At 65.8% G+C, this 20,696-nt stretch carries 22 protein-coding genes; 9 read left to right on the top strand and 13 right to left on the bottom strand.

All coding sequences use genetic code 11. The features are described 5' to 3' along the window. The first annotated feature begins 66 nt into the window (after positions 1 to 66). Together QY049_RS29430 and QY049_RS29425 are read left to right on the top strand one after the other, a co-directional pair. Entirely contained in the window at positions 67 to 441 is a 375-nt protein-coding gene (locus QY049_RS29430; RefSeq protein ID WP_194479205.1) for a hypothetical protein, read from the top strand. A 145-nt stretch (positions 442 to 586) separates the two neighbouring features. Continuing rightward, a complete protein-coding gene (locus QY049_RS29425; protein WP_194479206.1) occupies positions 587 to 892 on the top strand; it encodes a hypothetical protein in 306 nt (101 codons plus the stop codon). 32 nt (positions 893 to 924) lie between these two features. Here QY049_RS29425 and QY049_RS29420 read toward each other — a convergent pair whose 3' ends face one another. The 4 genes from QY049_RS29420 to QY049_RS29405 all read right to left on the bottom strand — a co-directional run bounded on the left by QY049_RS29420 (position 925) and on the right by QY049_RS29405 (position 4,389). Beyond that, positions 925 to 1,716 (bottom strand): DUF4239 domain-containing protein, encoded by a 792-nt coding sequence (locus QY049_RS29420; RefSeq protein ID WP_194479207.1) that lies wholly within the window; start codon positions 1,714 to 1,716, stop codon positions 925 to 927. Positions 1,717 to 1,744: 28 nt separating this feature from the next. Next, positions 1,745 to 2,458: a DNA repair protein RadC gene (gene radC / locus QY049_RS29415; RefSeq protein ID WP_258764785.1), complete on the bottom strand. Its 714-nt coding sequence runs from the start codon at positions 2,456 to 2,458 to the stop codon at positions 1,745 to 1,747. A gap of 55 nt (positions 2,459 to 2,513) precedes the next feature. Continuing rightward, positions 2,514 to 3,371, bottom strand: a complete 858-nt coding sequence (locus tag QY049_RS29410; RefSeq protein WP_258764786.1) for an intradiol ring-cleavage dioxygenase — start codon at positions 3,369 to 3,371, stop codon at positions 2,514 to 2,516. Positions 3,372 to 3,450: 79 nt separating this feature from the next. Then, a complete protein-coding gene (locus QY049_RS29405) occupies positions 3,451 to 4,389 on the bottom strand; it encodes a DMT family transporter (protein WP_258764787.1) in 939 nt (312 codons plus the stop codon). A 132-nt stretch (positions 4,390 to 4,521) separates the two neighbouring features. Here QY049_RS29405 and QY049_RS29400 point away from each other — a divergent pair, with 132 nt between their 5' ends. The 3 genes from QY049_RS29400 to QY049_RS29390 all read left to right on the top strand — a co-directional run bounded on the left by QY049_RS29400 (position 4,522) and on the right by QY049_RS29390 (position 6,724). Then, positions 4,522 to 5,124: a bifunctional transcriptional activator/DNA repair enzyme AdaA gene (locus QY049_RS29400; RefSeq protein ID WP_258764788.1), complete on the top strand. Its 603-nt coding sequence runs from the start codon at positions 4,522 to 4,524 to the stop codon at positions 5,122 to 5,124. A 182-nt stretch (positions 5,125 to 5,306) separates the two neighbouring features. Next, entirely contained in the window at positions 5,307 to 5,741 is a 435-nt protein-coding gene (locus QY049_RS29395) for an antibiotic biosynthesis monooxygenase (RefSeq protein ID WP_258764789.1), read from the top strand. 77 nt (positions 5,742 to 5,818) lie between these two features. After that, positions 5,819 to 6,724 carry a sigma-70 family RNA polymerase sigma factor gene (locus QY049_RS29390; protein ID WP_301270358.1) on the top strand — a complete coding sequence of 302 codons (906 nt, stop codon included), beginning with the start codon at positions 5,819 to 5,821 and terminating at the stop codon, positions 6,722 to 6,724. A gap of 20 nt (positions 6,725 to 6,744) precedes the next feature. On the opposite strand, the gene map is transcribed toward QY049_RS29390, so the two are convergent. Together map and QY049_RS29380 are read right to left on the bottom strand one after the other, a co-directional pair. Further along, positions 6,745 to 7,563, bottom strand: a complete 819-nt coding sequence (map, locus tag QY049_RS29385; RefSeq protein WP_194479236.1) for a type I methionyl aminopeptidase — start codon at positions 7,561 to 7,563, stop codon at positions 6,745 to 6,747. Between the two features lie 127 nt (positions 7,564 to 7,690). Further along, a complete protein-coding gene (locus tag QY049_RS29380) occupies positions 7,691 to 9,001 on the bottom strand; it encodes a mechanosensitive ion channel family protein (RefSeq protein WP_194479237.1) in 1,311 nt (436 codons plus the stop codon). 224 nt (positions 9,002 to 9,225) lie between these two features. Here QY049_RS29380 and QY049_RS29375 point away from each other — a divergent pair, with 224 nt between their 5' ends. Both QY049_RS29375 and QY049_RS29370 read left to right on the top strand, forming a co-directional pair. Further along, positions 9,226 to 11,019 carry a potassium/proton antiporter gene (locus tag QY049_RS29375; protein WP_194479238.1) on the top strand — a complete coding sequence of 598 codons (1,794 nt, stop codon included), beginning with the start codon at positions 9,226 to 9,228 and terminating at the stop codon, positions 11,017 to 11,019. 205 nt (positions 11,020 to 11,224) lie between these two features. After that, positions 11,225 to 11,485, top strand: coding sequence for a PepSY domain-containing protein (locus QY049_RS29370; protein ID WP_258764794.1), 261 nt, complete (start codon positions 11,225 to 11,227; stop codon positions 11,483 to 11,485). Between the two features lie 42 nt (positions 11,486 to 11,527). Here the strand turns inward: QY049_RS29370 and modC are convergent, their stop codons facing one another. From modC to mepA, 5 genes are all read right to left on the bottom strand, one after another. Beyond that, positions 11,528 to 12,190, bottom strand: coding sequence for a molybdenum ABC transporter ATP-binding protein (gene modC / locus QY049_RS29365; protein WP_194479240.1), 663 nt, complete (start codon positions 12,188 to 12,190; stop codon positions 11,528 to 11,530). 2 nt (positions 12,191 to 12,192) lie between these two features. Then, positions 12,193 to 12,888 (bottom strand): molybdate ABC transporter permease subunit, encoded by a 696-nt coding sequence (modB, locus tag QY049_RS29360; protein WP_258764795.1) that lies wholly within the window; start codon positions 12,886 to 12,888, stop codon positions 12,193 to 12,195. A gap of 13 nt (positions 12,889 to 12,901) precedes the next feature. Further along, the gene (modA, locus tag QY049_RS29355) at positions 12,902 to 13,687 is read right to left on the bottom strand and encodes a molybdate ABC transporter substrate-binding protein (protein WP_258764796.1); all 786 of its coding nucleotides are present in this window, start codon (positions 13,685 to 13,687) and stop codon (positions 12,902 to 12,904) included. A 184-nt stretch (positions 13,688 to 13,871) separates the two neighbouring features. Further along, positions 13,872 to 14,375 (bottom strand): hypothetical protein, encoded by a 504-nt coding sequence (locus tag QY049_RS29350; protein WP_258764798.1) that lies wholly within the window; start codon positions 14,373 to 14,375, stop codon positions 13,872 to 13,874. A 219-nt stretch (positions 14,376 to 14,594) separates the two neighbouring features. Further along, entirely contained in the window at positions 14,595 to 15,554 is a 960-nt protein-coding gene (gene mepA, locus QY049_RS29345; RefSeq protein ID WP_258764802.1) for a penicillin-insensitive murein endopeptidase, read from the bottom strand. A gap of 132 nt (positions 15,555 to 15,686) precedes the next feature. Between mepA and QY049_RS29340 the strand changes: the two genes are divergently transcribed. Then, complete coding sequence (locus QY049_RS29340; RefSeq protein ID WP_258764803.1) at positions 15,687 to 16,130, top strand: L,D-transpeptidase; 444 nt, start codon at positions 15,687 to 15,689, stop codon at positions 16,128 to 16,130. Positions 16,131 to 16,552: 422 nt separating this feature from the next. Next, positions 16,553 to 18,724 carry a bifunctional diguanylate cyclase/phosphodiesterase gene (locus tag QY049_RS29335; protein WP_258764804.1) on the top strand — a complete coding sequence of 724 codons (2,172 nt, stop codon included), beginning with the start codon at positions 16,553 to 16,555 and terminating at the stop codon, positions 18,722 to 18,724. Between the two features lie 18 nt (positions 18,725 to 18,742). On the opposite strand, the gene QY049_RS29330 is transcribed toward QY049_RS29335, so the two are convergent. Beyond that, complete coding sequence (locus QY049_RS29330; RefSeq protein ID WP_258764805.1) at positions 18,743 to 19,237, bottom strand: hypothetical protein; 495 nt, start codon at positions 19,235 to 19,237, stop codon at positions 18,743 to 18,745. A gap of 178 nt (positions 19,238 to 19,415) precedes the next feature. Beyond that, complete coding sequence (locus QY049_RS29325) at positions 19,416 to 20,570, bottom strand: acyl-CoA dehydrogenase family protein (protein WP_258764806.1); 1,155 nt, start codon at positions 20,568 to 20,570, stop codon at positions 19,416 to 19,418. Positions 20,571 to 20,696: the final 126 nt, after the last annotated feature.

Genomic DNA, 20,696 nt, shown 5'->3' with positions numbered 1-20,696 from the left:
CGGCTCGGGAACCGGCCAGGCGGCCGTCCGTTAGCTACAGACACGGTCCGGCTCGGGAATGCTGCAATGGCCAAGCGTGTCCTCGCGATCGGCATCGAACCCGGCAATGCGGATTACAGCGCGTTCCCGCAGCTCACGCCGGCGCTCGTGCGCAACTACATCGAAGCGCAGCTCCTGCGTCTGCGCGGCCTCGGCTACGAGGTCACGAGCTGCCTGATCGATCTCGACGCGGCAGCTGAAGCTGCGGTGACGGCGGCGCTGCTTGACGAGCGCTTCGATTGCATCGTCATCGGTGCGGGCCTGCGTGAGCCGAAGGAGCGGCTATTGCTGTTCGAGAAGGTGCTCAACCTCGTCCACCGCCTGGCGCCGCAGGCCGCGATCTGCTTCAACACGACGCCCGCGGACACTGCGGAAGCGGTGCAGCGCTGGGCCGAGCCGTAGCCGCCGGCAAGCTCTTCTTTCCAAGATGTGCCCATCATGTTGCCCCCTTTGGCGCAAGCGGGGAGGGCGCCGGATTCAGGAGAATGTTCTGGCCCGGGATCGTCCCAAACGCTATGACTGACCCGATCAGATGGGAGGAATCGGAATGCTTCGACGCCTTGGAATGGCAGCGTGTTTCTCGGTAGCGATGGCCATCCCGGTCCACGACGCGATGGCGCAGGACGCCGTCGGCGGCGCCATCATCGGCGGCGTGGGCGGAGCGATTTTGGGTGGTGCGCTTGGCGGTGGCCGCGGCGCGGCCATTGGTGCGGTCGTCGGCGCGGGAACGGGTGCCGCAATCGCCGCCGAAGGCGAACGCCGCCGCTCCGGCTATTACGCCTATCAGCGCGGCTGCTACATGCAGCGCCGGGACGGCCGCTACGTGCCGGTCGATCCGCGATACTGCTACTGAGCTGTCTTTCGGCGCGGGCGTGGCCCGCGCGGTCAACTGTGTCCGGTCGGCGCTTCCGGCATGATCTGGCGCAGCGGCTCCGGTGAGATCGAGATCTGGCCGGTGAACGGACGGTCGTGCGCCGCGATCAGGAGCACCGAGGTGGCGACGCCGGTCGCGAACAGGCCCATCGCGATCGCCGATCCCAGGCGGTTGTCGCAATGAACGAAGCCGATCACCAGCAGCTCGCACAGGGCCTGGAGATAGAGGCACCACCATTTCACCGAATTCACCGAGGCGAGGCTGACGATGATGCGCTGCCGCCGTGCGTCCAGCGCCTGCTCCAGCGCGGCCACGATCTCGCGCTGCGAGGTCTCCTGCGCCCGCCCTTGCGGCATCATCGTGACGACGAGCTTCAAGGCGTCCGCCAGCGCCGGCGGCGTCGCCTTCAGCGAGGCTTCCTGATGCGCCATCATCGGCCATTCCTCCGCCACGGCCTGACCGACATAGTCTCGCACCAATCCGCGTAATTTTGTCTCCTGCTCCGCCGGCAGGCCGGCGGCGAGCAGCACGGCGCTTCGCAGCGCGCTGGCCTCGCGACTGACAGCGGCGCCGGCGCGGTCGCTGTCGCCCCAGACCTGCGCCGCGGTGAAGGCGACGAACAGGCCAAAGATGATGCCGAGCACCGGCAGCATGCCTGGCGAGATCGCCTTCAGCGATTTTGCGCGCTCCTCGGTCGCGGCCAGCGCGACGGCGACGAACACCAGCGCTGCCAGAAAATAGGTGAAGCCGAAGATCACCAGCGCCATCATCGGCACCGGCAGATTGTGCAGCCAATCGCTCATGTCATCTCTTGATTTGCCAGGAAGGTCTTCAGATCAGCCGCATGCCGCGCAAGCTCGCATGTCCGCTTTTGCCTACAATGATGTGGTCGTGCACGGCAATCCCCAGCGGCTTGGCGATGTCGATGATCGCCTTGGTCATCTGGATGTCGGCCTGCGAGGGCGAGGGATCGCCGGAGGGGTGATTGTGCACGAGGATGAGGGCGGTGGCCGACAACTCCAGCGCGCGCTTGATCACCTCGCGCGGATAGACCGGCGTATGATCGACGGTGCCGGTCTGCTGCACCTCGTCGGCGATGAGTTGGTTGCGCTTGTCGAGGAAGAGCAGGCGAAACTGCTCCTTGTCGGCGAAGGCCATGCTGGTGCGGCAATAGGCGATCACCTCGTTCCAGGACGACAGCGCGTTGCGGCTGTTGACCTCGCCCTTGGCGACGCGGTGCGCCGCCGCCGCGATCAGCTTGAGCTGGTTGATCGCGGCTTCGCCGACGCCCTCGACATCGCGCAAGCGCGCCACCGGGGCGTGGACGACCTCGGCGAACGAGCCGAACGTCTTGATCAGCGTCTTCGCCAGCGGCTTGGTATCGCGCCGCGGCAGCGCCGGAAACAGCGCCATCTCCAGCAACTCATAGTCGCTGAGCGCGTCCGCGCCGGCGCTGTAGAAGCGCTCGCGCAGCCGCTCGCGATGGCCGAGATAGTGCGGCGCGTCTTCTTTCTTGCTGTCGTCGGGGTCGGGCTTGGCGGGCATCGTCCGCCAGCATTGCCGCGGATCACCGCTTTTGCAACCGTCAATTGCGGCGGGCCTAGTGGTCGCGCTTCAACCCCGGCACCAGCGCGGCGAGCCGATCCTTGATCGGACGGCCGAACGTCGGTCCGCCCATGCCGCCGGGCGGTGGACCCGGGGGCGGACCGCCGCGGAGGCCGGGCGGTAGTAGTGGCGGTGGCCCGACGCGCCCCACCGTCGCCTCCGCGCGGCGATCGACGCCGAGCGTCAGCGTCGCGATATAGCGGTCGCGCTCCTCCTTCACTGCGCAGAAGGCACGATGCTCGGGGTCAGAGCGTTCGATGACGTGGTCGTTGGCGTTGATCACCATGCGCTGCCGTGCGCGACTGCCGTAATCGGGGACGTTGGTGTAGATGAACTCGTTGAGCGCATCCGGCAGGAAGGTTTGCCCGGTCAGCACGGTCCGGTCGCGGAGAAAAACCTTGAAATGGATGTGGGTGGTGCGGCCGTCATACCAGCCGGGATAGATGGTGTTGAACGTCACCCAGCCGGCGCCGTCGGTCGTTTGCGTGCCGCGCAGGAAGGTCTTGCCAGTCGCATCGATGGTGTGGTCGTCGCTCTGGCCGGCGAAGGCCGAATAGAGCCCTTTCGCATCACAGTGCCAGATGTCGACCCGCGCATCATGGATCGCCGTGCAAGATCCAGCATCGATCACGCCCAGCCGCAATGTCAGCGGCACGCCCGGTCTGCCCTCGGCGATATCAGAGCGAATGAGCTTTGGATCGGAATAGAACGGCCCTTCCTCTGCCTGCGGCGTCAGGATGCAGGCGGGCTCGGCGTCCGTCGCGACATTTGCGGCGTGCGCGCGGTCCGGCAACAGGCCCGCTGCGCTGGCCGATACAAATCCGAGAAAGCCACGGCGCGTCGATGAGCTCACTCCGTCTCTCCTGTCCATGTGACGAGAGATCGTCATCGGGAAACAGCATGGCAAGATCAGGCTTTGAAGATGGCGACAATCAGCCCCGCGGTTTCTGATCATGTCGCGCGGGCAGCGTGACCATGATCACGCCGGCGAGAACGAGTGCCATTCCGGCCAGAATGGACCAGGTCAACCGTTCGCCGAGCAGGGTGGTGCCGAGCATCACCGCGAAACCTGCCCGCAGATAACTGCCGCTTGCGGTGTCGAGCGGGCCGAGTGTGCGGATCAGCCGGAAATAGATCACCATCGCGAGCGCGGTGCAGACGATGGCGAGCGTGACGACAGAAGCGATCGCCTCTGGCGGCGGTGGCGCCAGCGTCCACGGCCGCTCGAGCATCGCGGCCCCGGGCAGCATCAGGATCGCAGCGCAGCTCATGGCGCCGGCTGCCGTGACGATCGCAGGAAGGTTCTTGAATCGTTGCCCCCAAAGCGGCGCAAGCGCGTAGCTAAGGCTCGCGCCGAGCACGGCTGTCTGCGCCAGTGACGCGGCCGTGCCGATCCCGGATAGCGCGTCGATCCCCACAGTCAGGGCGACGCCGGTAAGGCCGAGCGCGACGCCAACGATCTTGCGGCCGCTGATCGCCTGTCGTCCACGCCCGGTCATCAAGGCGATTGCGAGCACGAACATCGGCGGCGTCGCATTGAGCACACCGGCAAGGCCGCTTGTGATGTGCGCCTCGCCCCAACTGATCAGCGTGAACGGCAGTGCGCTTTGCAGCATCCCCTGCACGAGGAGGGTAGCCCAGACAGGTCCCTGGCGAGGCAGCGCGTGTCCCTGCGCGGTTGCAATGAGCAGCAGCAGGATGGCCGCGAGCGTCACGCGCACCGCGACCATCGTGAACGGCGGGATTGATGGGATCGCCACCTTGATCAGCGTGAACGAGCTGCCCCAGATCAGCGACAGCAGCAGTAGGAGGCCGATCTCGCCGGCGAGGGTGGTTTGCGCGGAAGGTGCCTGCTCGGCCTGCGTGCTCATGCGGTCTGCTCCGGAATTTGCCGGCAGCATGATCAGGAAGCGGCGGCGCCGGCTGGCTGAATTCGGACCTGATCGTCCGATCGAGTCCGATTTCGGCTACTCCATGCGCTGCATCGAACCTATTGTCAGGGTATGACGACGGGATCAATGCAACGGCAAGCTTTGCCACCGCATCTCGACCGGGAGACCTGCGACCGGGCGCGGCTGGCACGCGCGCGCGCCTTCGACGGCCTGTTTTTCTCCGGTGTTCGCTCGACGAAGATTTATTGCCGGCCGGTCTGTCCGGTGCGTCCGGCGCGCTCGGAGAACGTCACCTTCTACCCGACCGCAGCCGCAGCCGCCGCCGAACGCGCCGGCTTTCGTCCATGCCTGCGCTGCCGGCCTGAAACCGCGCCGGGCTCGCCGGCCTGGCTGGGCACGGCCACCACCGTCGCGCGCGGGATGCGGCTGATCGACGACGGCTTTCTCGATCGGGCCTCCATGGCGGAACTTGCCGAGGCTCTTGGCGTCGGGCCGCGCCATCTGCTGCGTCTGTTCCTGCGCCATGCCGGTGCGAGCCCCAGCGACATCGCGGCGACCCGGCGCGTGCAGGAAGCCAAGCGCCTGATCGACCAGACCGACATGACCCTGGCGGAGATCGCCTTCGCCGCCGGTTTTGGCAGCGTTCGTCGCTTCAACGACGCCTTTGCCGCGACCTACAAGCGGCCGCCATCGTCGTTCCGGCGTCGGCGGTAGGGCGCCCCGCCTTACGGACATAATCGGCAGCACGGTTCCAAATGGGCTGTCCCACCCCGCTCAGATGCGCGGCGTGACCAGGCGAAAAAATTTTTGCATCCACCGTTTCCTTTCTACCTCTTGGTTCGTCTCTGCGCTGAGGGCCTCAACGAGCGGCCAGCAGAGTTCAAAGGAGAACCCCGATGTCAGAAATCAAATCCACGCCATCGCGTCGTGCGGTCCTCGCCACCGGCATTGGTGCCGGCGTCACCGCTCAAATCGTCCCGTGCCACAGCCAGACCAGGAGTTCGAACATGGAAGCCACCATTCGCACCGGCAGCGACATCACCACCCTCGTCAACGTCTTCACGGTCGAGCCTGACAACCAGGAAAAGCTGGTTCGGCTCCTGAAGGAGGGCATCGAGACCTTCTTCAGCAAACAGCCGGGCTTCATCTCGTCGAGCGTTCACGCCGGCAAGGACGGCGGACGCGCGATCAACTATTCGCAATGGAAGAGCGCGGGCGACATCGAGAGCTTCCGCAAGGACCCGAAATTCGCGCCTTACGTCCAGCGCCTTGCCGCCATAGCGAAGGCCGAGACGATCCTGTGCGAGGTCGTCGAGGTCAATCATGCCTGACCTTCGGCTGATGGCGTCGCGATCCCGATTGACGTATCACGCCCATCGGTGACGGGAGACCCTGCTTGGCGGATGATATGACGAGCAACGGCGCGGGGGCGGTCCGACAGACCGCCCTTGAGGCTCTCGAGCGTCTTGCCGTGGAGATGCGCCCGCAGCTGCATCGTTACTGCGCGCGCATGACGGGTTCCGTCGTCGACGGCGAGGACGTGCTTCAGGAAGCGCTGCTCAAGGCCTTCGAGGCCGCGCCGCGGACCGAGCCGCTGGACAATCCGGAGGGCTGGCTGTTTCGCATCGCCCACAATGCCGCGCTGGACTTCTTGCGCCGGCGCGCGCGCCACACCGCCGCTCACGCCGACGAAGATCCGGATATGATGGCCGCCCTGACCAGCCCCGTGACTGAACGAGAGATCGTCACCGCGAGCCTGCAGACCTTCATGCGGCTGCCGGTGGCGCAGCGGGGTGCGGTGATCCTGCGCGACGTGCTCGGCTATTCCGTCGACGAGGTCTGCGCGATCATGGGCGGCAGCGTCCCGGCCACCAAGGGCGCGCTGCAGCGCGGCCGCGTACGTCTTCGCGAGCTCGCGGAGGAACCCGGCGACGTCAGGCCTCCCGAGTTGGAGACGGCCGAGCGCGCCCGCCTGATGCACTATGTCGAGCGCTTCAACGCACGCGATTTCGAGTCCCTGCGCGACATGCTGGCCGACGACGTCCGGCTGGAAATGGTCAACCGGACGCGCCGGGCCGGCCGCCGCGACGTCGGGGAGTATTTCGGGCGTTATGCGCAGACCAGCCCCTGGCATTGCGTCCCTGGCTTCGTCGACCGGCGGCCTGCGATCATCATGTTCGATCCGCAGGACCCGTCGGGCCCGCCGCGCTACTTCGTGCTCCTCGATTGGGAGAACGGCAGCATCGTCAACATCAGGGATTTCCTGTTCGCGCACTACGCGATCGAAGGCGCGGAATTGTTTACGCTGGACTGACCTCGCCGAGGTGCAGCGGATCAGCCGATCTGCTTCTCGCCGTGCCGCTCCGACAGCGTGAAGATCTCGACGCCGGTGGCGGTGACGCCGACGGAGTGCTCGAACTGCGCCGACAGCGAGCGGTCGCGCGTCACGGCGGTCCAGCCGTCGGACAGGATCTTCACATGCGGCTTGCCGAGATTGATCATCGGCTCGATGGTGAAGAACATGCCGGGCTTGAGCTGCACGCCCTCGCCGGGCCGGCCGATATGGATGATGTTCGGCTCGTCGTGGAACATGCGGCCGAGACCATGGCCGCAGAAATCGCGCACCACGCTCATGCCCTGCGGCTCGACGAAGCTCTGGATGGCATGGCCGATGTCGCCGGTGGTGGCGCCGGGCTTCACCGCGGCGATGCCGCGCATCATCGCTTCATAGGTCACCTCGATCAGCCGCTCGGCCTTGCGCGCGATCGGGCCGACCGCATACATCCGGCTGGAATCGCCGTACCAGCCGTCGACGATGAAGGTGACGTCGATGTTGACGATGTCGCCTTCCTTGAGCGGACGGTCGCCGGGCATGCCGTGGCAGACCACGTGGTTGAGCGAGGTGCAGGTCGAGTAGCGATAGCCGCGATACATCAGCGTCGCCGGATAGGCGCCATGGCTGAACGCGAATTCGCGGACGAATTCGTCGATGCGATCGGTCGGCACGCCCGGTGCGACGATGTCGGTGAGCTCGTCGAGGCACTTCGCGACCAAAGCCCCTGCCTTGCGCATGCCGGCAAAGGCGCTCGGCCCATGCAGCTTGATCTGTCCGGTCTTGCGCAGGGAGGTATCGGTGGCTTCGACGTAGCTCATGCGGATATTGTCTTCTGGGCGTGGGCCCGGTCTCGGCGGGGCTGAAAGGCTTGATTTCAGGCCCTAATTTAATGATTGCAGGACTTCATGCAAGTCGAGCTTACCCGGCATGCGCTCGAAAGCGGGCTCAATTCGGGACTTCTACGGTGGTTTCGACCGGCAGCGCGCCGCCGCGGACCCGGATTTCGCGGACCGGGTAGGGAACCCGGATGCCCTCGCGCTTGAAGGCCTCCCACAGCGCCAGCATGACGTCGCTCTTGACGTTGTCCATGCCGTCGGGGTCCGCAAGCCAGAAGGTCAGCGAGAACTTCATGCCGGCTTCGGCGAACTCGGTCAGGATGCAGTTCGGCGGCTTGGCCTTCTGGGCGCGCGGATGGGTGGCGGCGGTCTCGATCGCGAGCTTGCAGACGAGCTTCGGATCGGCGTCGTAATTGGTGCCGAAGGGAATCTTCACCAGCGTGTTCTTGTCGGTATAGGTCCAGTTGACGACCTTCTGCGTCACCAGGTCCTCGTTCGGCACCAGGAATTCGCGGCCATCCCCGGCGGCAACGGAAATATAGCGCGTCTTCATCGCGCTGATGCGGCCGGTATTGTCGCCGATGGTGACGAGGTCGCCCGGCTTCACCGACTTGTCGGCGAGCAGGATGATTCCGGAGATGAAGTTGGCGACGATCTTCTGCAGGCCGATACCGATACCGACGCCGACCGCGCCGGAGAACACCGCAAGCGCGGAGAGGTCGATGCCGACGGTGCCGAGTGCGATCACGATCGCGACCGCGAGCAGCCCGATGCGGATGATCTTGATCAGCAGCACCTGGACCGACGGCGTCAGATCGGTCGTCGAGTTGATCTTGCTCTCGGCGAAATTGCTGGCGATGTTGGTGAGCCAGAGCGCGAAGATCAGCAGCGCGCCGGCCTTGAGTACCAGCAGCGGCGTCAACCTGAGACCGCCGAGCACGATGGCGTAGGAGTCCAGCAGATCGACCGTGGTGTCGAGCTGGCCGAGGATGGACAGCGCAGCGACGAACCAGGCCGTAATCGACACCAGCCTGACGAAGAAGGCGTTGCGCAGCACCGAGGTCAGGAGCCGGATCGCGAGCCAGGCGAGCCCGAGCTTGGCGGCGACCATCAGCAGATAGCTGCGGCTGGGCCAGGTCGAATGATACATCACCACGCGCGAGACGATCACGAGCAGGGTGAACACCGCCGTCGAAGCGCTCGCGACCATCACGCGGGCGAAGTGCCGGAGCGGCAGCGGCCAGCGCAATGCCACCGAGGTCATGTCGACACGGTTGCGAATGGCGGCGTCCGCCGCATAGGCGATCCCGGCCGCCGCCAGAATGAGCCCGAATTGCAGGTAGAACCAGGGCGAGGAGATCTCCGCCCCGACGCTGCGCGCGGTGGTCTGCACGAACTCCATGAAGTCTTTGAGGTCCATCGGGCGGGTCTCGTCAGTCTCGTCGGGAAGCAGGCGGGAGGATTTGATTCGAAAGCGCCGCAGAATCCCACAAAGGCTGCGGCCGGGCCATCGATACACCGCGAAGCGAAGCGCGTTAAGGCCGCAAAATACGGGCAGATTGCCGCGAGTGGCCGAAAATGGGTTGGCGCGCCGGTGTGGCGACGATAAGGATGCAATTCCAACGATTTGTACCCGGAAGGTGGATGGCTTCCCTCGACTCCTTCAGCATCGCCATTCTGCTCGGCGCCGTCCTCGTCATGGCCGGCATCCTCTCGAGCCTGCTCGCGCTGCGCTTCGGCGCGCCCCTGCTGCTCGTCTTCCTTGCGATCGGCATGCTCGCCGGCGATTCCGGTCCCGGTCAGCTCCAGTTCAACGACGTCGGCACGACCTATCTGGTCGGCTCGGTGGCGCTGGCCCTGATCCTGTTCGACGGCGGGCTGAAGACGCGCTTTGCCAGCATCCGCACCGTGCTCGCGCCCTCATTGATGCTCGCGACCGTCGGCGTGCTCCTGACCGCATTGATCACGGCGCCGTTCGCGAAATTCGCGCTCGATCTCAACTGGGCGGAGTCGCTGCTGGTCGGCGCGGTGGTCGCCTCGACCGACGCGGCCGCCGTGTTCCTGCTGGTGCACACCCAGGGCCTGCGCCTGCGCCCGCGCGTCGGTGCGACGCTGGAAGCGGAATCCGGCACCAACGATCCCTTCGCGATCTTCCTCACGCTGATGCTGGTCGAGTACATCTCGCTGGGCTCGAGCACGCCCGGCCATGTGGTGATGGAGTTCGTCCAGGAGGCGGTGCTCGGTGCCGTCGTCGGCGTGATCGGCGGGCGTCTCGTCGTCATCGGGCTCAACAAGGTCGCGCTACCGCAGGGGCTGCACGCGCCGTTCGTGACCACGGCCGCGCTCGTGATCTTCGGCGGCTCGCAGATCATGCACGCCTCCGGCTTCCTCGCGGTCTATCTCGCCGGCATCATCATCGGCAACCGGCCGACGCGCGCGCACAATTCGGTGGTGGCGTTCCTGGATGCCGCGACCTGGCTGGCGCAGATCGTGATGTTCGTGCTGCTCGGCCTCCTGGTCTCGCCGAGCCGGCTCGGCTCCAGCGTGCTGCCCGCGGTTGCCGTCTCGCTGGTGCTGATGCTGGTGGCACGGCCGATCGCGGTGTTCGTGTGCCTTGCGCCGTTCCGCTTCAACTGGCGCGAAAAGATCTTCATCGCCTGGACCGGCCTGCGCGGCGCGGTCGCGATCTTCCTGGCTTCGATCCCGATGCTGGTGGGCCTGTCAAAAGCCTATCTCTATTTCGACGTCGCCTTCGTCGTCGTCATCATCTCGCTGCTGCTGCAGGGCTGGACGCTGGCGCCCGCCGCGCGCAAGCTGCACGTCGCGCTGCCGCGCACGGAGCGCGGGCCGCGCCGCATCGAACTGGATCTGCCCGGCCAGCTCGAGCAGCAGCTCGTCGGCTACGCGGTGCGGCCCAAGAGTCTGTATTTCCGCCGCGGGCTGATCCCGTCCTGGTCCAAGCCGACGCTGGTGATCCGCAACGAGCACATCCTGACGCCGACGGAAGCCGACCCGGTCGCGCCCGGCGACTACATCTATCTGCTGGCGCCGCCCGAAAAGGCCGAGGCGCTCGACCGCTTCTTCGTCGACATGCAGCCGAGCTCGGCGCCCGATCCGCATCTGCTCGGCGACTTCATGGTGTCAGGCGAGCACACGCTCGCCGAGCTCGCCGAGATCTACGGCGTGAAGGTCGGCGAGGACGAGAGCAAGCTGACGCTCGCCGACTATTTCGACGTCCATCTCGACCGCGCGCCGAAGGAAGGCGCCGAGCTCGCGCTTGATTCCATCGTGCTGGTCGCGCGCAGCATCTCCGGCGGCCGCGTCAACGTCGTCGGCCTGCGCCTGCCGGAAGAAGACGAGACGCCCGCGCCACTGACGCGGCGGCAGGCGCTGCGGAAGAAGCTCGCGGAGCTATGGACGTCGGTGGCCGGGGTTTAGGGCACGTCTGTTTCCTCAATGTTGTCCTGGCGAAAGCCAGGATCCGCGGCGTCCTTGCGCATGGGAACGGAACACGGATCAACCGTCATCAAATCGCCGCAACCGCCGAAGATTTGCGCGGCTTCGTGACGCCGGGTTCCGGAACGTCTCTCGGCGTTATCCGTTCTAGCCGCGTAACGGTCAACGCACCTGACAGGAGCAATCCATGCGCAAATTCATCTTGCCCGCCATCGTCGCGATCGGTCTGGGATCCGCGGCACCGGCGATGGCCTATGACACGGGCGATCAGATCTCGATGCAGGGCGCGCTCGATGTCGCCACCGACATCGGCGTCATGACCATTTCACACACAGAGTTCGCCGGCGATGAATGGCAGATCGAGGGCCGCGATCGCAGCGGCCGCTGGATGGAGGTCGACATCGACGCGCGAACGGGAGATGTGCGGAACGTCGATCGCGGCTGGTGAGCGAAGAGCGAAGCGGGTCGCCGAAGTGCGATCCGCTTCGCCTCACGTCAGCACCTTCACCCCGCCGAACGACGTCACGCGGCCCTGCCGGAGCATCACGATCTGGGTCGCGAGCTGGCGCAATTCGGCGACGTCGTGGCTGACATAGACCATGGGGACATTGGCCTCGTCGCGCAGCCGCACCAGATAGGGCAGGATCTCGAGCTTGCGGGCCTCGTCGAGCGCACCGAGCGGTTCGTCGAGCAGCAGCAAACGCGGTTTCGACAACAGCGCGCGGCCGAGCGCGACGCGCTGACGTTCGCCCCCCGAAAGCTTTCCGGGGCGGCGATCGAGCAGCGCGCCGATGTCGAGCAGCTCGACGACGCGCGCGTGCTGCGCCGGATCGGCTGCAAGGCGGTTCATCCGCCGTCCATAGTCGAGATTTTGCGCGACGTTGAGATGCGGAAACAGCCGCGCGTCCTGGAAGACGTAGCCGATCCGGCGGCGCCAGGTCGGCACGTGAATGCCGGCCTTGGTGTCGTCGACGGTCTCGCCGTCGATGACGATGGTGCCGCGGTCGGGCCGCAGGAGCCCTGCGATCATGTTGATCAGCGAGGTCTTGCCGGCGCCTGAGGCGCCGAACAGGCCGGTGACGCGGCCTTCGCTCGAGAACGAGGCGTGAAGCGAGAATTCGCCGAGCTGTTTTTCGACATCGACGCGCAGCATGGTCAATTCCCGTGCAGGCGCTGCGTGGCGCGGCGGGCGAACCATTCGGCTGATATCAACGCGCCGATCGCGAGCCCGATTGAGATCATCACCAGCCGCCCCGCGGCGGCGTCGCCATCGGGCGTCTGGATCAGCGAATAGATCGCCGACGAAATCGTCTGGGTCTCGCCGGGAATGTTGGAGACGAAGGTGATGGTGGCGCCGAACTCGCCGATCGCCTTGGCGAAGCCGAGCACCATGCCGGCGAGCACGCCGGGCAGTGCCAGCGGCAGCGTCACCGTGAAGAACACCTTGAAAGGCGCGGCTCCCAGTGTTTCGGCAGCCTGCTCGAGCCGGCGATCGACCGCCTCGATCGAGAGCCGCATCGGGCGCACCAGCAGCGGAAACGACATCACGCCGCAGGCCAGCGCCGCACCGGTCCAGCGGAAGGCGAAGACGATGCCGAGATGATCGGCGAGGAAGCTGCCGACGAGGCCGCGGCGGCCCAAAGTCAGAAGCAGCAGATAGCCGGTAACGACAGGCGGCAGCACCAGCGGCAGATGCACGACGGCATCGAGCACCGACTTGCCCCAAAACTCCTTGCGCGCGAGCAGCCATGCCAAGGCAATGCCGAATGGCGTTGCCACCAGCGTCGCGACGACGGCGACCCTGAGCGAGAGCAGGATCGCCGTCCATTCGGCGGGAGAGATGTCGAGCATCAAGTCGTAGGTATCAGGTCGTGGGGCTGATCAGGAACTTGAAACCGTACTTTTCCAGAATGGTCTTGGCCGTCGTCGAGCGCAGGAAGGCGAGATAGTCGTTGGTCCCGGGCTTTGCCGTCGAGGTCGCCGCCACCGGATAGATGATCGCGGGATGCGAATCCGCTGGGAAGGTGCCGACGATCTTCACGCCGGGCTCGACCTTGGCGTCGGTGGAATAGACGATGCCGAGCGCAGCTTCACCGCGCGCCACCAGCGTCAGCGCGGCACGCACGCTCTCGGCCATGGCGAATTTGGGCTCGGCGGCCTGCCAGGCGCCCAGCTTCTCCAGCGCGGCCTTGGCGTACTTTCCGACCGGCACAGACTTCACGTCGCCGGTCGCGATCTTGCCGTCGCCCGCGAGCTTGGCGAGGTCGAAACCCTGCACGATGGTGACGTTGTCGATCTTGGAATCCTTCGGCGCGATCAGCACGATGCTGTTGCCGAGCAGGTTCACGCGGGTCGATTCATTTATGGTTTTCTTGGAGAGCGCGTAGTCCATCCAGTCGGTATCGGCCGAGACGAACACGTCGGCCGGTGCGCCCTGCTCGATCTGTTTTGCCAATACCGAGCTCGCGGCGTAGCTCACCGAAAACTTGACGCCTGTCCTGGCGGTGTAGGCGGCGTCGACCTCGTCGAGCGCGTTCTTCATCGACGCGGCGGCGAACACCGTGATGGTCCTGTCCTCGGCGTTCGCAGGCGGAAGGCTCGTGCCCGCGAGCATGACGAAGGCGGTGAAAAGTCCGGCAAGTCGATACATGGATGGCGCTCCGTGCGAGCCTGCGCGCGCAAATGCACGCGCAATTCTGGCTTTGGGTGAGTGAGGCGACGGGCGGAAGCGCTGTTCCACGTGGCCCCCGCAACGGCTTACGGCCGGCGGGGATATCGCAGTTCTCGAAGATAGCAGGCTGGGCCCGCAGGTCAAAGGCGACCGTTTGTCTAACCTATTGGGCCGGCAGGATCGAAATCGACAGCGAATTGTTCCTGGCGCCGCTGATCTGGAGCACGACGGGCTTTTCCGAGAGTTCGTATTTCATGGTCTTGCGGATGCCGTCGCAATCGGTGGCGCCGCTGAAGGCCACGGGCCTGAGAAAATGGCCGCCCTGAACCAGGTCGACCCAGGCGCCCGACGACAGGCTGATCGTGTAGAGGCCCGCCTTCGGCACGGCCTTGATGCTGGTGAAGCCGGCAAAAGTGCCGTCCTTCGGCGTCCGCTCCGGCGGCGAAGGCAGTTTTGCCTCGGCCGGCGTGACCAGCCCCAGCGTGATCGCCGATGATGGCACGACGGCCTGCTCGGCTCCCGAGGCGAGCTTGGTGCGGTCCGGAGCGGTCAGCGCGGCACGGTCGCGCTCGATCGGCCATTTGAACTTGTCACAGCCGCTGGGCTCCTCAGCGAAAGCGGAGGTCGCGCTGATCGAGAGCACGGCAAGGAGAGCCAGGATGCGCATGTCAAATCTCGTCGTTGGCCGCGCATGGGCGCGGCCTGCTGTCGGTTTTTGTCGGTGAACGGGATGCGCATCCCGGGATGCCGCGGGCTTACGGCCGGGCGGCGGCGTAATGCTAGCGCATTTGGGAAGTGCGAACCAACCAGTTCGTCGGCCCGGGCTCGCTTCGCGCCCCGGGACTACGGCTGAGTGCGAGGCGGCCGCTTCGATCCCTTACGAGAACTAAGGCTTCGCATTCGGCGCGTGCAGCACGACCTTGCAGGCCGCAGGCATCTGGGCCAGCGTCATCGGCGGCTTTGGCTTCGGCGGCACCGGCGGCGGCTTGGGATGCAGCACGCCCTCGCTGAACCAGAAGGCGAAATCGGAGGGCTTGCAGCCTTCGCCTTCGGACTGCGACGGCTGGCCCTGGCATTCACTGGCGCCGGCCGGGCAGCGCATGCGGATGTGGAAATGATAGTCGTGGCCCCACCACGGCCGGATCTTCGACAGCCAGGAGCGGTCACCCTTGGCCTCGCGGCACAGCGCCTTCTTGATCGCGGGATTGACGAAGATGCGCTGCACCGCCGGCTCCTGCGCGGCATCGCGCAGCACCAGCAGATGCCCCGGCGTGAACACTTTGGGATCGATGTCGAGGCGATCCTCGCGCACCATCATCACCGCCGACATCTCCTCGCGTTCCTCGCGCGAGAGGCGATGGTCCGGCATCGGTGTCAGCCAGATGTCGGCATCGAGCCCGATCTGATGGCTGGCGTGGCCCGACAAGGCCGGCCCGCCGCGCGGCTGGCCGATGTCGCCGACCAGAATGCCCGGCCAGCCCGCGTCCTTGTGCGCCTTGGCAGCCAGGCGCTTGATCAGCGCGATCATGTCGGGATGGCCCCAATTGCGGTTGCGCGACAGCCGCATCACCTGCCAGTTGTCGCCGTTGAGCGGCATCTGCGCCGCGCCGCCGATGCAGCCCTTCACGTAGGAGCCGATGACGCGCGCGGGCCCGGTCGAGGGCAACAGCTTGCGTGCGAACAGTTCCTTGGCGCCGAGCTTGGGATCGTTCGGATTGGCCAGCGGCGGCAGCGGCTTCGGGTTCACGCTGCCCTTGTCCTGGGCCAGCGCGTCGCCGGCGGCCAGGACTTTTATGACGACGAGCGTCATGACAAGCAGGAGAGGGGCGATGCGGCGGGGACTCATGCTGAGAACCTTATAGCCCATCGCGGCGTCAGGGTTAAGAATTAGGCTTGTCACGCGAGCCTCGGCTCACAACGTCTTTACAGCCGCCGCGTGCCAGCCGCATCATGTCCTCGAGGCAGAGGCTTTTCTATCATGACATTTTTTCCGACGCGGCTCGCGCAACGAGTCGCCTTGGCCGCATTTGCGCTGGCGCCCGTCCTGGTTACGCCGGCACGGGCCGACGTCAGGGTCGATATCGACAAATCCACACAGCGCTTGTCGGTGCGGGTCGACGGCGCGCTGCGCTACTCCTGGCCGGTCTCGACGGGGCGCCGCGGCTACGGCACGCCGAGCGGCACTTTCCATCCGCAGGCGATGATGCGCAGCTACTTCTCGCGCAAGTACTACAACGCGCCGATGCCGTACGCGATCTTCTTCTATTACGGCTTTGCCATTCACGGCACGACCGACATTTCCCGCCTGGGCGGTCCGGCCTCGCATGGCTGCGTCCGTCTGCATCCCGCGCATGCGGCGGCCCTGTTCGCGCTGATCAAGCGCGAGGGCGCGGGCAACACCACGATCCATATTTCGGACTAGCGTCGTCGCGCGCAGCGGAGAGACCGGGAAAAAGTCGCAAATTTCTCGCCTGTGCGGCGCGCTTCTTAACGACGCGATAACTCTGTCCTGCATTGACCAAAATTCGTGCGCGGAACGGGACGTGCTCACCGTCCTGCATGCAACCGGCGTGTGTTCCGGAATTGATTCAGGGAGACTGCGTGTTTTTGCGGCTCGGCTCTCGTCGATTGCGACGAGCGAGCAAGTTTAGCGCGCCCGCCGACGTCCTCCGCGCCTCGCAAACAGGCAAACCAACACCTCGCGCGGCCGCCGCATCCACGCCGGCATCGACCAAGATTACTTTTCTTTCAGACACTTGAGGCAAGACTTGCGGCAGCTAGGCGCGGCTAGGGCGTGTGAAGTTGAGTTTGGGGTTCAAAAAAACAGAAAAGCGAAAGCGCAACGTGCTTGCCAAAGGCGGTCGCCAGCCGCGCAAGCCGCGATTTTCGCGCGCGCATCAGGCACCGCTCGAACGCGACCAACTCGTGCAGAGCCGCGCGGAAGCTGAAGCGGCCATCGCGGACGCGCGCAAATCGCACGAGCGTTTGCGCCAGGCCGTCGACCTCCTGCCTCAGGGCATCGTGATCCTCGATCCCGAAGGTCGCTACGTGCTCTGGAACAAGCAGTATTCCGAGATCTACAGCAAGACCGCCGATCTCTTCCAGGAAGGCGCGCGCCTCGAAGACACGCTGCGCGTCGGCGTTGCCCGCGGCGACTATCCGGAAGCCGCCGGCCACGAGGACGAATGGATCGCCGCGCGGCTGAAGAAACTCTACGAGCCCGGCAAGCGCCACGAGCAGACGCTGTCCGACGGCCGGGTCATCCTGATCGAGGAACGCCGCACCGATGACGGCGGCGTCGTGGGCCTGCGCGTCGACATCACCGAATTGAAGCAGCGCGAGGCCTCGTTCCGCCTGCTGTTCGACGGCAATCCCGTCCCCATGATCGTCTGCGCGCTGGACGACGAGCACATTCTCGGCGTCAACGACGCCGCGATCGCGCATTACGGCTATAGCCGCGCCGAGTTCGAGCGGCTGAAGATCCGCTCCTTGCAGGCCTTCGACAGCGAGCCGCCCTGGACCACCGATCGGTCCAGCGAGGAGCAGGCCGCGCGGACCTGGAAGCACGTCAAGGCCGACGGCACGCTGATCGACCTTGCGATCTATTCCCGTGAATTGACCTATGCCGAGCGGCCCGCGGTGCTGCTCGCGCTGATGGACATCACCGAGCGCAAGCGCGCCGAGGCGCGGCTTGCCTTCATGGCCCAGCATGACGCCCTGACCGGCCTGCCCAACCGCAATCTGCTCCGCCAGACCGTGGACGAGATGCTGCTGCATTCGCGGCGCAGCCCCGAGAAGGTCGCGGTGCTGATGCTCGGACTGGACAATTTCAAGGCGGTCAACGACACGCTGGGTCATGCGGTCGGCGACAAGCTCCTGCGCGGCGTCGCCAAGCGCCTGCGTTCGACCTTGCGCGAGGAAGACGCGCTGGCGCGGCTGAACTCGGACGAATTCGTCATTGCCCAGAGCGGCCTGACGCGGCCCGAAGACGCGGTGGGCCTCGCCAAACGCCTGCTCGAGGCGATCGCCGACCCCTATCTGCTCGACGGCCACTCCGTGGTGATCGCCGCCTCCATCGGCATCGCGATGGCACCCGGCGACGGCGACGAGTCCGAAAAGCTGCTCAAAAGCGCCGACATGGCGCTGTCGCGCGCCAAACTGGATGCGCGCGGCAGCTTCGCCTTCTTCGAGGCCGCGCTCGATGCGAAGGCGCAGAGCCGTCGCAAGATCGAGGTCGAGCTGCGCGATGCGATCCAGCACGACGTGCTGCGGCCCTACTACCAGCCGCTGATCGATCTCCAGAGCGGCCGCATCACCGGGTTCGAGGCGCTGGTGCGCTGGCCACATGCCGAGCGCGGCATGGTCTCGCCGGCCGAGTTCATTCCGGTCGCGGAAGAAACCGGCTTGATCAATCCGCTCGGCGGCCTGATGCTGCGCCGCGCCTGCCTCGATGCTGCGACCTGGCCGGACGACGTCCGCGTCGCCGTCAATTTGTCGCCGCTGCAGTTTCGCGGCGGCAATCTGCTCTCGATGGTGACGGACGCGCTGAAGCATTCCGGCCTGCCGCCGCGGCGGCTCGAGCTCGAGATCACCGAGACGCTGCTCTTGGAGAAGAGCGCGCAGGTGCTGGCGACGCTGCATGCGCTGCGCGCGCTCGGCGTGCGGATCTCGATGGACGATTTCGGCACCGGCTATTCCAGCCTCAGCTACTTACGCAGCTTCCCGTTCGACAAGATCAAGATCGACCAGTCCTTCGTGCGCGATCTCGGGGCCAACCGCGAGGCGCAGGCAATCATCCGCTCCATCGTCAGCCTCGGCAAAGGTCTCGGTGTCATCATCACGGCCGAAGGCGTCGAGACCGAAGCCGAGCTGAGCTGCCTCCGCGCCGAGGGGTGCGACGAGGGCCAGGGCTTTCTGTTCAGCAAGGCGCGGCCGAACGTCGAGATCATCAGCCTGCTGGCAGCGCAACGCGGCATCGATGCCGACGACGACGAGGATGCCGCCCTGGTGGCTTAGCCTTCCGCTGATTCGCGACTAATAGCCGGCGTAGGGACCGGAGGGCGCGCAATAGTCGTAGCCATAGCCGCCGCCGTAACCGTAATAGGACGCGGACGGATAGCCGTAGGCGGGATAGCCGCCGCCATAGTCACCGCCGTAATAGCCGCCATAGCCTCCGTAATAGGCGCTCGCGATCCCGGCGCCGACGACGGCGCCTGCGACGCCGTAACCGAGGCCACGATAGCCATAGCCACGATAGCCGTAACCGCGATAGCCGTAGCCGCGGTAACCCAAGCCGCGATAGGCGAGGCCGCCACGATAACCGTAGCCGCCACGATAGCCCAATCCGACGCCGCGATAGCCGTAGCCGCCGCGGTAGCCGTAGCCCCAGCGCACTTCGGTGGTAACGGGATCGACCATCGATTTGATCGTCGCCACAGATGTCGGCATCGGACCAGCCTGGGCACCCGTGGCGAGCAGGGCACCGGCCGCGGCGAGAACGGCAATACGCAGAGCGTTCGAGAACCTCATGACCATCTCCGTGCTGTGCGGCGGCGCTTTGGCGCGGCCATCGACAGCCTATTCGGAGATGGCGCTGCCGCGGCAGGCTTGATTTAAATCAAGCATATCGAGGCAATCGCAACCGGCCGCTTGGCGTGCGGAGCGACCGGTCGCAGGTCATCGCGATGAAAGAAGCAGCGTGGCCCGATCAGCGGCCTTCCGACAGGATCGCCTTGCCGACATCCTCAAAATGCGTGTCGCGCGCCTGGATCTGCTGGGTGATCGCATGCATGTCGCGAAACCGCCGTTCGAACGGATTGCTGCGGAAGACAGCGGTGGCGCCGGCCATGCGATAGGCGGTGTCGACCACTTTTGCCGATTGCTGAATCGTCCAGGTCGCGGCGAGCCTGATAGCGCTGCGATGCGTCAGGCTGAACGTGCCTGATGCCGAAAGGTCGCGCCACATCGCGTTCGCCGTCGCATAGAGATAGGCGCGGGCGGCACGTAAGTCCCCCTCGGTGCGGCCGATCAGGCCCTGTACCGCCTGATTGTCGCGCATCGCGCTGGCCGCAAGCGACTGGTGCTTGCCGCGCGCCAGTGCGATCGCCGCATCCAGTGTCGCGCGCGCGACGCCGAGCGAGACTGCGGCAAAGCCGAGGCTGTAGGTCGAGCCGGTCGGAAGCCGGTAGAGCGGCCCCGGCTCACGCAAGGCGCTCGGCATGTCGCGGAAGACGGCAAAGCGATCGGGGATGAAGAGGTCCTTCACCTCGTAGGAATCGGTGCCGGTGCCGGCGAGGCCGATCGCCTGCCAGACGTCGTGGATCACAGCGCTCGCAAGCGGGAACAGGATGGTGCGCATCTCCGGCGACCCGTCGGCATTTTTTCGCGGCACGCCGTCGGCGCCGATGATGTGGACATGCGCGCCGAGCCAGCTCGCCTGCCGCGAGCCCGAGGCGAAATCCCAGCGCGCGGTGACGCGGTAGCCGCCCTCGACCGCGCGCGCCTCATGCGCCACCGCGCCCCAGGCGAGGATGCCTGATGCGGTGTTGAAGATCTCGTGCGCGGTGTCGTGGTCGAGCGCGGCCGCGATCATCGCGCAGACACTGTTTTGGCCGAGGCACCAGGCCGTGGACGCGTCGGCCTTGGCGATCTCCTCCAGCATTTGCATGAAAATCTCGGGCGGCGCTTCCGATCCGCCGAGGCTCTGCGGCAGCAGCGCGCGGTAGAGCCCGTTTGCGATCAGCGCGTCCACGACCTCAGGCGTCAGCCGCCGCGTCCGCTCGATCTCGTCTGCCTCGTCGGCAACCAGCGGCGCGATGGCCCGCGCCCGCTCGACCAGGCCAAACCCCGGAGTTGCGTTCATGTCAGCGTTTCCTCGCCCATTCTGCCGTGAGCGGTAAGCGACGCGATGGTGGTCTATTTGGTGGGGCGGATCAAGGTGGCGCGGCGGCGAATCCGGAGCGGGATATTTGTCATGTTGGAGAAGCTA

The organism is Bradyrhizobium sp. WYCCWR 13022 (assembly GCF_030435535.1).
GTDB lineage: Bacteria > Pseudomonadota > Alphaproteobacteria > Rhizobiales > Xanthobacteraceae > Bradyrhizobium.
This window is presented reverse-complemented; position numbering and strand designations above follow the sequence as displayed.